Source organism: Roseateles saccharophilus (assembly GCF_031458095.1).
Classification (GTDB): domain Bacteria; phylum Pseudomonadota; class Gammaproteobacteria; order Burkholderiales; family Burkholderiaceae_C; genus Pelomonas; species Pelomonas saccharophila_A.
Window position 1 is genome coordinate 118,347 of sequence record NZ_JAVDXU010000004.1, and the last position, 12,503, is coordinate 130,849.

Annotated in this window: 12 protein-coding genes; 9 read left to right on the forward strand and 3 right to left on the reverse strand. The window is 68.8% G+C overall.

The window, feature by feature from the left end; genetic code table 11:
- Positions 1 to 26: 26 nt before the first annotated feature.
- The 7 genes from J2X20_RS23245 to J2X20_RS23275 are packed head-to-tail and all read left to right on the forward strand — an operon-like array spanning position 27 to position 7,439.
- Positions 27 to 1,289 (forward strand): hypothetical protein, encoded by a 1,263-nt coding sequence (locus J2X20_RS23245; RefSeq protein ID WP_310270261.1) that lies wholly within the window; start codon positions 27 to 29, stop codon positions 1,287 to 1,289.
- A gap of 27 nt (positions 1,290 to 1,316) precedes the next feature.
- Complete coding sequence (locus J2X20_RS23250; protein WP_310270264.1) at positions 1,317 to 3,281, forward strand: hypothetical protein; 1,965 nt, start codon at positions 1,317 to 1,319, stop codon at positions 3,279 to 3,281.
- 30 nt (positions 3,282 to 3,311) lie between these two features.
- Positions 3,312 to 3,995 (forward strand): hypothetical protein, encoded by a 684-nt coding sequence (locus J2X20_RS23255; protein ID WP_310270267.1) that lies wholly within the window; start codon positions 3,312 to 3,314, stop codon positions 3,993 to 3,995.
- A 43-nt stretch (positions 3,996 to 4,038) separates the two neighbouring features.
- Positions 4,039 to 5,124 (forward strand): hypothetical protein, encoded by a 1,086-nt coding sequence (locus J2X20_RS23260; protein ID WP_310270269.1) that lies wholly within the window; start codon positions 4,039 to 4,041, stop codon positions 5,122 to 5,124.
- A gap of 12 nt (positions 5,125 to 5,136) precedes the next feature.
- The gene (locus J2X20_RS23265) at positions 5,137 to 5,637 is read left to right on the forward strand and encodes a hypothetical protein (RefSeq protein WP_310270272.1); all 501 of its coding nucleotides are present in this window, start codon (positions 5,137 to 5,139) and stop codon (positions 5,635 to 5,637) included.
- A gap of 2 nt (positions 5,638 to 5,639) precedes the next feature.
- Complete coding sequence (locus J2X20_RS23270; RefSeq protein ID WP_310270275.1) at positions 5,640 to 6,404, forward strand: hypothetical protein; 765 nt, start codon at positions 5,640 to 5,642, stop codon at positions 6,402 to 6,404.
- Between the two features lie 18 nt (positions 6,405 to 6,422).
- Entirely contained in the window at positions 6,423 to 7,439 is a 1,017-nt protein-coding gene (locus J2X20_RS23275; protein WP_310270278.1) for a DUF4438 domain-containing protein, read from the forward strand.
- Here J2X20_RS23275 and J2X20_RS23280 read toward each other — a convergent pair.
- Positions 7,429 to 8,379 (reverse strand): NAD-dependent epimerase/dehydratase family protein, encoded by a 951-nt coding sequence (locus J2X20_RS23280; protein ID WP_310270280.1) that lies wholly within the window; start codon positions 8,377 to 8,379, stop codon positions 7,429 to 7,431. The two genes, J2X20_RS23275 and J2X20_RS23280, sit on opposite strands and share 11 nt — an antisense overlap.
- On the reverse strand, positions 8,376 to 9,572 hold the full coding sequence (gene kbl / locus J2X20_RS23285; protein ID WP_310270284.1) for a glycine C-acetyltransferase: 1,197 nt from the start codon (positions 9,570 to 9,572) through the stop codon (positions 8,376 to 8,378). The genes J2X20_RS23280 and kbl overlap by 4 nt, the downstream gene beginning before the upstream one ends.
- Positions 9,573 to 9,670: 98 nt before the next feature.
- On the opposite strand from kbl, the gene J2X20_RS23290 reads away from it, so the two are divergent.
- Entirely contained in the window at positions 9,671 to 10,234 is a 564-nt protein-coding gene (locus tag J2X20_RS23290; RefSeq protein ID WP_310270286.1) for a helix-turn-helix domain-containing protein, read from the forward strand.
- Positions 10,235 to 10,262: 28 nt separating this feature from the next.
- The gene (locus J2X20_RS23295) at positions 10,263 to 11,222 is read left to right on the forward strand and encodes a Bug family tripartite tricarboxylate transporter substrate binding protein (RefSeq protein WP_310270289.1); all 960 of its coding nucleotides are present in this window, start codon (positions 10,263 to 10,265) and stop codon (positions 11,220 to 11,222) included.
- Here the strand turns inward: J2X20_RS23295 and J2X20_RS23300 are convergent.
- A complete protein-coding gene (locus J2X20_RS23300; RefSeq protein ID WP_310270291.1) occupies positions 11,194 to 12,489 on the reverse strand; it encodes a YihY family inner membrane protein in 1,296 nt (431 codons plus the stop codon). The genes J2X20_RS23295 and J2X20_RS23300 overlap by 29 nt on opposite strands.
- Between the last annotated feature and the right edge of the window lie 14 nt (positions 12,490 to 12,503).

Sequence of the window (12,503 nt, forward strand, 5' to 3'; positions counted from 1 at the left end):
CACCACGACAACACGAGGGCCGGGCCATGAATGTGCGCCGTTTCCTGCAGGCCAAGATCACCGGGCTCTCGGCCCGGCTCTCCCGGCTGGCGAGGGTGGACAACGCCTTCGTCGGCTTGCGTCCCCAGGACATGCCGTATGCGCCCTCGCCCGAGCATTTCCGCGTGGCCAATGCGCGGCTGGCGGCGGTGGAGCAGCGCATCAAGCAGCGCTTCGAGGATCTGCGCAGCGATGCCGGCCAGCGCGCGCCCCAGCGCGTGCTCGTCGACATCGCGCTGGTGGAGCGCGAGCTGGACCGCGCGCGCCGCCTCTTCGGCATGTTCTACGAGGTGTTCGCCCAGCGCGGCACGGCCTTCGGGCCCTCGCTGGCCGCGCACGACAACATCGCCGCCGACTGCTATGCCGCCATCCGCCAGAACGCGCCACGCCTCTTCGACGGGCCGCTGCTCAAGCCGGTGTCCTATATGGAGCACGGCTATTCGCCAGCGACGATGCGCCGCGGCGTGGCCCTGTCACGCCTGCTGGGCGAGGCCAATCCCTTCCCGCTGATCCGCATACCCTGGGATCGCGACCAGCCCTGGCAGAGCGTCTTCCTGCACGAGGTGGCCCACAACCTCCAGGCGGATGCCGGCATCTGGCAAGAGAACCGCCAGGCGGTGCTGCGCCGTGTGATGGGCCGCGCCGGCAGCCCCATGCTGGCCTCGGTCTACGGGCGCTGGCACAAGGAGATCTTTGCCGACCTCGCCGCCATCCTGCTCGGCGGGCCGGCAGCGGCCTGGGGCATGGCCGACTTCCTGGCCCACCCCCAGCCGCGCACCATGACCTTCCGCCCCGGCGGCGCCCACCCGACGGCCTATCTGCGCGTCTATCTGCTGGCCGAGATGCTGCGGCGCATGGGCTTCCCCGAAGACGCGACGAAGCTGCTGCGCGTCTGGCAGGCCCTCTACCGCGCCGAGAGCGGCCACCGCATCCCGGCCGGCCTGATGAGCAGCGCACCGCGCCTCATCCCCGAGGTGGTGGACGAGATCGCCTTCCAGACGCGGCGCAACCTCGCCCAGCAGGCCCTGGCCGACGTGATCCGCTTCCAGCGCGCCGACCAGGACGCCATCCTCGAAGGCGCGCGCTGCCTGCAGGCGGGACGAGCCACCGGGCTGTCGCCCCGCCATGTCGTCAGCGCCGCGCACTACGCGCTGGAAAGCGGCCGCATCCCGGCGCAGCGCCTGGCCCACATCGTGACCGACCAGCTCAGCGGCAGCAAAACCCGCCCACCGCTGCGCCTTGCCGCCTGAACCCGACCTCCACCACAAGGACTCCCCATGGCCTCCTCCAACGCCCTGTCCATCACCCCGCAAAGCGGGCAAGACCGCCTGGTGCTGGACAACCTGATCCGCCGCGAGCTCAAGGTCGGCGACCCGAGCGACCCCAACCAGGTGGCCCAGGCCCTGCTGACCCGCTACAGCGCCGACCCTCGCGCCCAGGCCATCGGTCAAGAGTCGCGCGGCCTGCCCTTCCTGCAGACGGCCGCCGCGGCCCCGCCCGTCGTGCAGATGCTGACCGCTGCCGGCGGGGCGGAGTGGCAGCAGGCCCAGGACGACATCAACACCGACCTGCACCACCTCACCCACAGCGCCCTCCTCAAGGACGTGGCGCCCGAGCTGCGCGGCTGGGGCCAGGCCATCCGCGCGGCCCTCAGCGAGGGCTATAACGCGGCGCGTTTCGGGCTGGATCCGCGCAATCGCGACAAGGGCTTTGCGATGCGCCGCCAGCTCAACGACTATGCCCGCCTGGCCCGCCTCGTCGGCGCGCACACGCCGGCCATGCTGACCGACTTCCGCAAGCTGGCGCAAAGCCTGGACGAAGCCGCCAATCTGCTGCTCGTCATCATGGGCGAGGCCCTGGCCAATGTCGGCTTCGGCGGCGGCCGCTATGTGCCCCAGGTGGCCTATGCCGACCTGCAGACGCGCCGCGACGCCGCCGTCTACGCGCTGCGCAACCTGGTGGGCAGCACGCAGACGGCCTATGGCCCCGACGACTGGCCGCGCGGCCTGGACGCCTACCGCCAGCTCAACGACCTGCTGGAGGCCCAGGGCCAGAACGATCTGCGCTCTCTGCTGGTGGAGACCGAGCTGGCCCGCACCATGGACGAACTGGTGCAGCGCAGCGGCGACAACACGGCCGACGGCCTGCGCTCGGTGGGTTCCACCTCGCTGCTGGCGCTGGAACGCTTCCGCCGCCTGGTGGCCGTGGGCCGGCGCGGCATCAGCCCCGAGTCCCCCGCCCTCTATGCCTTCCTCGAGGCCTTGCAGCTGTTCTCCTCGGCCTTCGACTCGGCCGGCGGCTTCCGCCTGATGAAGATCGCCCGCCCGCCGCTGCTCTTCTATGGCCTGTATGGCAGCACCGGCCTGGACGATGCCGACCGGCGCATCGTCGACCTGGCCACGCGCCGCGGCCTGGTGGCTGATGCCATCGACTGCCTGGCCGGCACCTGCTGCACCAGCAACAAGTCCTGCCTGATGCTGCTGGACAAGCTGCTCTACGACCTGGACCGCGCCATCGACCTCTATGGCCTGGGCTTCGACAACTTCGGCACCACCGAGAGGCGGGCCGCGGCCTATGCCTTCCTGATCGACCAGGTCCTGACGGGCCAGTTCGCCTGCAAGATCGCCGGCGTCGATGCGCTGGACGCCGAACTGCTGGATCAGCTGAAGAGCGTGGCGCTCAGCCTCAGGCCCACGCTGACGCTCAACACCGACGCCGCCTTCAACAAGGCCTATCTGCGGGCCCGCGGCCTGGGCGAGGAAGTCCGCACGGCCCTCGGCGACGCCCATGTGGCCGAGCCTCAGGACCTCACCAAGTTCCTCAACGACCCCCTCCCCGCCAAGGCCAGCATCAGCGATCTTTGCGTGCCCTACCGCGCCATCTCGGGCGTCAACGCCGACTTCCAGAAGCTGGGCATTCCCGGCTTCGCCGACCTCGAGCTCGACGCCTATATCGGCGTGATGGAACAGGAGCTGTGCCTGCAGCTGGAGATGGAGGAACGCTGGAAGGACCTGGTGCATTCCATGGTGGCCAACTGCTCGCAGATCGACAAGTCATTGGGTGAACTGCGCACCGTGGTGCAGAGCGCCGTCCGGGCCGTCGTCGGCCACGACTGCCTCGACCGCCGTGGCATCAACCTGCCGCCGACGCTGGAGACCTCGCTGGACAGCATCGTCGACCGCGTCGAGCGCAGCGGCCTGGGCCGCCCCAATCGCGTGCTGGCGCTGCAACAGCGGCGCTGAGCCCGGCATCTCAAACCAAGGAGAACGACCATGCCGTTCGAAGAGATCAATGTCTACACGCCCGAGCTCTACCGCAGCCTCGGCACACCGGTCCGGCTGGACCTGGGCAGCACGGCGCTGGATGTCACGGCCACGCGCAAGGGCGTCGAAGCCCTGCCCAAGCTGGTCGGCGATGCCCTCAAGCCCATCGACGACAGCATCACGACGCTGAACACCACCATGTCCACGCAGGTGGGCGCAGCGGTGACCCAGCTCAAGGCTGCCCACGCCGAGGACATCAAGGCCGCCAGCGACGCGATCACGCTCAGGCTGGGTCAGGAGGTGCAGAAGGTGCTGGACAAGCTCAGCAGCTTCCAGCCTGCACCGGCACCCGTCCCGACGCCGGCTCCCACGACAGGAGGCGCCGCTGTCGTGACCGCGAAGAACGCCGCCCTGGTGCGCTGGCTGACGCAGGTGCTGACCCTGGCCGTGGACGCCAACCCCGGCCAGCCGGACAAGCAGAACAAGAGCGAGTTCGGCGAGAACGTCGCCCTGCAGAAGCTGCTGGCCGTGGCCGAACCCGAAGCGCGGCAGCAGCTGGGCACCTCGACCGACCTGCTGAAGCGCTATCTGGAGGCCTTCGCGCCCTTCGCCACCAAGGACTTCGACATCCGCCACCGGCGCTTCACCGAAGTGCACGCCCTGATCCCGGTGATCACGGCCCACCTGGGCTAGCCCACAACCCACCTCGAGTGCAACGCCACGCCGGAGCCACACCATGAGCTTCCAGACCACCGAGACCATCCAGCGGCTGTGGGAAACCTTCCTGCGCGACCAGCTGGCGGCCATGCCTGCCGCGGAGCGGCAGAAGTTCGAGCAGCCTTTCGAGCAGCGCTTCAGTGAACTGCTCAAGGGCGCCGCCAACGGCGAGGGCCGCGACGGCTTCCTCGACCTGGTCGGCTTCGGCGACCAGGGCGCGCCGGACTTCGACAAGATCTCCTACCCCTTCATCACGCCGGACTTCGACGACGCCGTCGTGCCCAGCCAGCTGCATGCCGCGGCCGAGCTGTACTACATCTATCAGCACGAGCGCATGAAGATCTTCGAGGTGGTGGACACGCTGCTGCGCCTGTTCCGCCTCGGCAAGATGCGCATTCAGCGCGGCCCCGGCGCCCGTGGCCTGTATCTGCTGGAGAAGTGGCAGCCGCTGCGCTACAAGCGTGCCGACCGCATGGTGGCCTACCGCCGCGCCTTCAACTACGGCACGGCGCAAGCTCCGGCAGGGGCCGTCACCAACCGCAACTTCCACCGCCAGATGGTGGGCTTCATGGTGGCCCTGGGCCAGTACTTCCGCGACCTGCTGATCGGCGAGGTCATCCGCGGCGGCCAGCTCATCGAGCAGCGCCCCTTCGGCAGCGTGGCCACCGTGCAGCGCATCGGCCTGGACCTGCGCTATGCGCTGGACCGCTCGACCTACGGCAACATCTTCTCGCTGGCCATGGAAACCGGCCACCACCTGAAGACGGTGCTGCAGCTGCTCGACGCGCCCGACATCAAGAAGGCGTTTGACGCCAACACCAAGTGGGATGTGGTGGAGATCGTCTCCAACCGCTACCTCGGCGGCGTGGCCGAACCCAGCCAGCGCGCCAAGATGGCCGAGAGCGGCCGGCGCATCCTGCAGTTCATCGCCGACAACGACTTCAAGACGGCCATCGATCCCATCCTGTTCCAGAGCGTCGTGCGGCCGATGGGAGCCCATGCCGAGGCCTGGGTGGCGGCGTATCGCATGACTCCCGAGGGCCGCGGCTTCCCGGGCGTGACGCCGGCCCTGCAGAGCGTGCTCGGCGTTCGCCAAGCGGCTTGAACGGGAAGACCCATGGACGCTAGCTGGGACGCCGCCGTCATCGACGACGCGCTGGCCGATGCGGATGCGGGCATCGACGCGCTGACGCAGCTGCCGCGACCGCAGCGCGGCCTGTCGCCCAACCTGGCGCACTGGCATGTGATCGGCAGCCTGAGCAACGACCTCAGGCGCTGGTTCCCCGGTACGCCGGTGCGCGTGGACAAGCCGCGCGGCGCCGGCCAGCCCGGGCGTCGGCTGCGCCCGGACGCCAACTTCAACAACCCGCGCCGCGGCAACCGCCCCACCCACATCGAGGTGGACACCCAGCCCGGCCAGATGCAACGCCACGTCGCGGCCCGCAACCCGAATGTGCGCAATGTCTTCCTGCAGATCGATCCGGCCAGCGGCGCCCTGCTGCGCAAGCTGGTCTACGCCGCCGGCGCCACCACGCCGACGCTGGACCGCAGCGGCACACGCGCCGCGCCCGTGCGGCTGCGCCCCAGCGATGTCTTCGACGCCTTTGCCGAGCCCTGAGCATGAGTGCCAGCGACCTGCGCGTCACCGTCGACGGCGTCAAGCTGCGCTGCGTGCTGGACCCGGCCCTGGTGCTCGGCCATGCCTGCGGCCGACAACTGGCCCTGGGCCTGACACGCGTGTTCGAGGCCTGGCTGCCGCGTTCGTTCTGGCGCGTGCTCGACGCGAGCGAGCTGCTCTGCATGGACACCGAGAACTCGCCCTGGCTGCACCCGCTGGCGCTGAACGACTGGACGGCGCTGCGGGACGGCACCGACGCGGGCTCCTGGCCGATGCGCTGGGTGGGTGACAACCTGCACGAGTCGCAGTTGCGCAGCGGCGTGGACGACACGCTGCTGGATCGCTTCGAACGCCATGCCGAGGCGCTGCAGGCGTCGGAGCTGCCGCAGGCCTGCGATGCCTGGAACTGCAGCTTCGACCCGGTCGGCAGTGCCCATGACGCGCTGGCTTTGTCCGCTGCGCTGGATGGCGCCCTCATCCTTTGCCAGGCGTCCGATGCCACGACCGCGCCGGGGCCGGTGCAGGCCCTGCAGCGGCTGGGCCATCAGCCCCAGCGCCTCTCCCCCGACGACAGCACCAGCCTGATGGCAGCCGAGCGCATCTTCGTGCGCCAGGCCGTGGCCGCCGCGGGGCTGGCGGCGCTGCTGCAATCCCTGGGCGGCGTCTGCATCGTGCATGCGCTGACGCTGCCGCCCGACTGCGAAGCAGCCAACGACGACAGCCAGGACCCGTGGCAGCGCAGCCAGGCCTGGTGGTATCGACTTTGACCCTTGCGGAGCCCGCCCATGTATGCCGAGCCCAGCAGCACGCCGCCCAGCGGCCCGAGCTTCAACCGCGACGAACTCGTCGCCGTGACGGTGCAGGGCCAGATCGCCCACCCGGTGGCCCGGGCCATGCCCTACCGCATCGGCTATGACGGCGTGCCGCGCGTGCTGCCCGGCACCGGCGGCATCGTGCTGAACCGGCGCATCGGCGACCTCTGCGTGGGCCTGGCGGGCGATCACATCGAGCCCGGCGTCTCCCTGCACAACAACGGCCGCGAGGTCATCGGCCCGCGCGACGGTCCCAACAACGCGCTGATCACCTATGCCTGCGTGGGCAACCGGGCCCGGGTGCTCAACGGCGCGGCGCGCGGCCAGCAGGGCTGGGTGACGGGCAAGCATGGCGGCGTCAACCATGTGATGGTGGACTTCCCGCCCGAGGTGCTGCGCCGGCTGGCCATTGGCGACCGCATCGCCATCACCTCCATCGGCCAGGGCCTGCGCCTGCCTCAGCACCCCCGCATCGAGCTGATGAACTGCGCGCCGCTGCTGCTGTCGCGCTGGGGCGTCACCGAGCGCGATGGGCAGCTCTCGGTGCCGGTCACGCATCTGATCCCGGCGCGGCTGATGGGCTCGGGCCTGGGCAAGAACACCGCCTGGCGCGGCGACTACGACATCCAGCTGGCCGACCGCGCCGCGCGCGAGCGCTACCGCCTGGGCAGCCTGCGCTTCGGCGATTTCGTCGCCATCACCGATGCCGACACGCGCCGCGGCCCGAGCTGGCGCGAGGGGCGCGTGACCATAGGCGTCATCGTTCATGGCGACAGCACGGTCAGCGGCCATGGGCCCGGCGTCACGCCGCTGCTGACGGGACCGGCCGAGCTGCTGCGCCCGCGGCGCGAGGCCGACGCCAATCTGGCCGCAGCCCTGGGCGTGCGCCAGCCGGTGCCGGCCCGCGAGCGGCTCACGCTTGCCGAGCGGGATCGGCGCGTGCGCTGCAAGCTGCGCGAAGTGCCACCGCGACTGGCATTCAGGACTTGAGCTGTGGACCCAGATTGGCCAGCATGTCGTCGACCATCGCGTCGAGGTCGTACTGCAGCTTCCAGCCCCAGTCAGCCTGGGCTGCGCCATCGTCGATGCGTTGCGGCCAGCTGGCAGCGATGCTCTGGCGGAAGTCAGGCACGCAGTCCATCGAGAACTCCGGCAGGCGGCGGCGGATGGAGGCGGCGATGCCTTCCGGCGTGAAGCTGACGCCGGCGAGGTTGTAGCTGCCGCGCTGCTTGATCTGGTCGGCCGGCGCGTTCATCAGCTCGATGGTGGCGCGCAGGGCATCGGGCATGTACATCATCGGCAGGGCCTGGTCTTGCTCCAGGAAGCAGGTGTAGCGGCCTTCCTTCAGCGCGGCGTGGAAGATCTCCACCGCGTAGTCCGTCGTGCCGCCGCCGGGTGGCGTCTTCCAGCTGATGAGGCCGGGGTAGCGCAGGCTGCGCACGTCCACACCATGCTTGGCGTGGTACCAGGCGCACCAGCGTTCGCCGGCGAGCTTGGAGATGCCGTAGACCGTGGTGGGGTCCATGACCGTGGTCTGCGGCGTGTCCACGGCCGGCGTGTTGGGGCCGAAGGCGGCGATGGAGCTGGGCCAGAAGATCTTGTCCAGCTTCTCGTGGCGGGCCAGCTCCAGCACATTCAGCAGGCCCTTCATGTTCAGGTCCCAGGCCCACATCGGGTGCTTCTCGCCATTGGCCGACAGGGCCGCGGCGAGGTGGTAGATCTGGCTGATGTGATGGCGCTTGACGATGGTTGTCAGCGCGCCGGCGTCGGTCACGTCCAGGGCCTCGTGCTTGAGGGTCCGCACGCGCCCTTGCGGCGTCAGGTCGCTGGTGATGACGGCGTCTTCACCGTGCAGCTTGGCCAGTTCCGTGGCCAGCTCGGTACCGATCTGGCCATTGGCGCCGATGATGAGAATGCGCGGCGTGCTCATTTCAGGATGCCCAATTCTTTGCCGGCTTGCGTGAAGGCGGCAACGGCCTTCTCCAGATGCTCGCGCTCGTGCACAGCCGAGATTTGCACGCGGATGCGCGCCTGGCCCTTGGGCACGACGGGGAAGAAGAAGCCGACGGCATAGATGCCCAGCTCCAGGATGCGCTTGGACAGCTCCTGGGCCTTGACCGCGTCGTAGACCATGATGGGCACGATGGGGTGGGTGCCGGGCTTGATCTCGAAGCCGGCGGCCTGGATGGCTTCGCGGAAATAGGCGGTGTTGGCTTCGAGCTTGTCGCGCAGGGCCGTCGAGCCTTCCAGCAGGTCCAGCACGGCGAGCGACGCACCGGCAATGCTCGGCGCCAGGGTGTTGCTGAACAGATAGGGGCGCGAGCGCTGGCGCAGCAGCTCGACGACTTCCTTGCGCGCGGCCGTGAAGCCGCCCGAGGCGCCACCCAGGGCCTTGCCGAAGGTGCCGGTGATGATGTCTATCTTGCCGAACACGCCGCGGTACTCGGGCGTGCCACGGCCGGTCTTGCCAAGGAAGCCGCTGGCATGGCATTCGTCGATGCCCAGCAGCGCGTCATAGCGGTCGCACAGCGCCCGGATCTTGTCGAGCTGGGCAATGGTGCCGTCCATGGAGAAGACGCCGTCGGTGAACACCAGCGTGAAGCGGGAACCCTTTTCCTTGGCTTCCTTCAGGCAGCGCTCGAGGTCGTCGAGGTTGTTGTGCTCGTAGCGGTAGCGCTGCGCCTTGCACAGGCGGATGCCGTCGATGATGGAGGCATGGTTCAGCGCGTCGCTGATGATGGCGTCCTGCTCGCCCAGCAGAGGTTCGAACAGGCCGCCGTTGGCGTCAAACGCGGCCGCGTAGAGGATGGCGTCCTCGCAGCCGACGAAGCGGGCGATGCGTTGCTCCAGCTCCTTGTGCAGGTCTTGCGTCCCACAGATGAAGCGCACCGAGGACAGACCGAAGCCATGGGTGCGCAGCGCCTCGTGGGCCGCTTCGATGACCTGGGGATGGGAGGACAGGCCCAGGTAGTTGTTGGCACAGAGGTTGATGACCTCGCGGCCGTCGGTCGTCTTGACGACGGCACCTTGGGGCGTCGTGATGATGCGCTCGGCCTTGAAGAGGCCGGCGGCACGGATGCCGTCGAGTTCGGTCTGCAGATGTTGATAGAAGGCCTGGCTCATGGCGCCGCTCCTGATGCACAATTCATTTAGTGAACGTGTTCGATATATCGAACTTTCGTGCAGTATCTGAAAAACGTCTATTGCCGTCAAGCATGAACATGGACAACAACGAACCACCCCGCGTTGGCGCGGCCCTGCAGGCCCTGCGCAGCAGCCGGGGCCTGTCGCTGGATGATCTCTCCAAGCGGGCCGGCGTGAGTAAATCGATGTTGTCCCAGATCGAGCGCAACCAGGCCAATCCCACGGTGGCGGTGGTGTGGCGCCTGGCCAATGCGCTGGGCGTGGACATGGGCGAGCTGTTGGGCACCGAACGCGTCGCCGCGCCGGCCATCGAGACGGTGCCGGCCCATGCCACGCCGGGCCTGACCAGCCCGGACGGCCTGTGCAAGCTGCGCATCCTGGGGCCCATCGAGCTGGCCGGCCAGTTCGAGTGGTATGAGCTCAGCATCCAGCCCGGTGGCGTGCTGGACAGCCAGGCCCATGAACCCGGCTCGCGCGAGCACCTCAGCGTGCTGACCGGCAGCCTGGAAGTCACGGCTTCAGGGCTGACGAGCAAGCTCAAGGCCGGCGAGACGGCGCGTTATGCGGTGGACGGCCCGCACGCCATCCGCAATGCCACCAAGTCGGCGGCGACCGCACTGCTGGTCGTCCTTCATCCGTAGACTGCAGCCTCCGCTCAAGGAGGCATGCATGCAGATTTCCCGTCGCGCAACCCTGGCCGCCCTGGCCGCCCTGCCCTTTGCTTCGCAGGCGCAAGAGAAACCTATCCGCCTGCTCGTCGGCTTCCCCGCTGGCGGCGGCACCGATGCGATTGCGCGGCTGCTGGGCGAGGCCCTGCAGGCCTCGTTGGGCACCACGGTCCTCGTCGAGAACAAGCCCGGTGCCGGCGGCCAGATCGCCGCCCAGGCGTTGAAGACAGCGGCGCCCGACGGCACGACCTTCTTTGTCAGCCACGACCACACCATCTCCATCCTGCCGCTGGTGCTGAAGAACCCGGGCTTTGATCCGTCCCACGACTTCGTGCCGGTGGCCGGCTTCGCCACCTTCGCCAATGCGTTTGCGCTGTCCGGCGGCACGCCCGCGGCCAGCCTGCCCGACTACCTGGCCTGGGTGAAGAAGCAGAACAGCGGCCAGGGCAATGTCGGCATCCCGGCGCCGGCCTCGGTGCCGGAGTTCCTCGTCAAGCTGCTGGGCGAGAAGAACGGCCTCAATCTGCTGGCCGTGCCCTATCGCGGCAGCGCGCCCATGATTGCCGACATGCTGGGCAACCAGATCAGCGCCGGCGTGGGCTCGGTGCCCGACCTCATCACCAACCACCAGCAGAAGAAGCTGAAGATCGTCGCCGTCATGGGCCAGCAACGCCAGGCCGTGCTGCCCGAGGTGCCGACCTTTGCCGAGCTGGGCATCGCCGGCTTCGAGGACCTGCCTTACTACGGTCTGTTCGCGCCGGCCGGCACGCCGGCGGCCATCGTCGAGCGCTTCTCGAATGCATTGGCCGGCGTCATCAATCAGCCGGGCGTGAAGGCGCGGCTGACCGAGCTGGGCCTGTCGGTGGGCATGATGTCGTCGGCCCAGCTCGCGACCCGCGAGCGCGCCTACTCGGCGGCCTGGGCCAGGATCATCAAGGCCGGGGGCTTCCAGCCGCAGTAAGCAGCTTGTCCAGCGTCAGGCTGGACCAGTTCCCCTGCGTCCACAGATTGCCGAGCAGGCCCTGGCGCTCGGCCAGGAAAGCCGCCACCAGCGGCTCGGCAAGCGCCTTCTCGGGTGAGTTCAGCAGCACCAGGCGTTGGGCGCCCTCTTCTTCCAGCCGGCCTATCCAGTCCATGGCCAGCAGCTTGTCGATGACGGGGCTGAGCTGCAGGGGGTCGACACGCAGCGCGACCGCCAGGCTCAGATAGGACAGGCCCTGCTGGCCGGCCTCGCGCACGCGCCAGAGTTCGCGCAGCACCTCCAGCGCCAGCGCCATGGGCTGGCCGGGTGTGTCGGGGCGCAGATGCAGGCGGCCTGTGAGGCTGGGCGTGTTGGCCGCAAGGATGGCCCCGAGCAGCACGATGACCCAGCCCAGGTAGATCCAGATCAGGAAGATGGGCACGGTGGCGAAGGCGCCGTACAGCGTCGAATAGGTCGGCACCTGCTTGACGTACCAGGCGAGCAGCGACTTGGCCAGCGAGAAGCCGATGGACACGAAGGCGCCGCCGATCAGGGCATGGCGCCAGCGCACATGGGTGTTGGGCACATAGTGGAAGAGCCCGGCCATGGCCAGGCCGAACAGCACCACGTCGGCGCTTCCGAGGGCGGTGGACATGCTGGCCGGCATGGCCGTGAGATAACCCTGGCCGACGCTGATGGCGTAGCTGGTCAGCGTCAGGCTGCCGCCCAGCAGCAGCGGGCCCAGGGTCAGGGCGGCCCAGTAGACGAGGACGCGCTGGGCCATGGGCCGCGGCCGCTTCACGCGCCAGATGGCGTTCAGCGTGCGGTCGATGGTCAGCATCAAGGCCAGGGCCGTGATGCCCAGAAAGACCAGGCCGACGACGCCCAGCTTGTTGGCCTTGGCCGCGAACTGCGTGAGCGACGCCAGCACCGGCTTGGCGATGTTCGGCGGGATCAGGCTCTTCAGGAAGTACTGCTCCAGCGCGGACTGGAAGCTGGAGAACATCGGGAAGGCCGTGAAGATGGCCAGCATCACCGTCAGCAGCGGCACCAGCGAGATCAGTGTCGTGAAGGTCAGGCTGCCGGCGGTGAGGCCGAGCTTCTCCTCGCGGAAGCGCTGGCGGAAGGTGTGCAGGGTCTGCAGCCAGGGCCAGGCGAGCAGGTCGGCGATGAAGTCGCTGGCGAAGGCGATGGGGTTGTGGGCCAGCGGCGCGTCCGGGTTGTCGGGCGCGGCGGGCGGAACGGGCGGGATCGGCGTTGTGGACATGGCTTCTATGATGC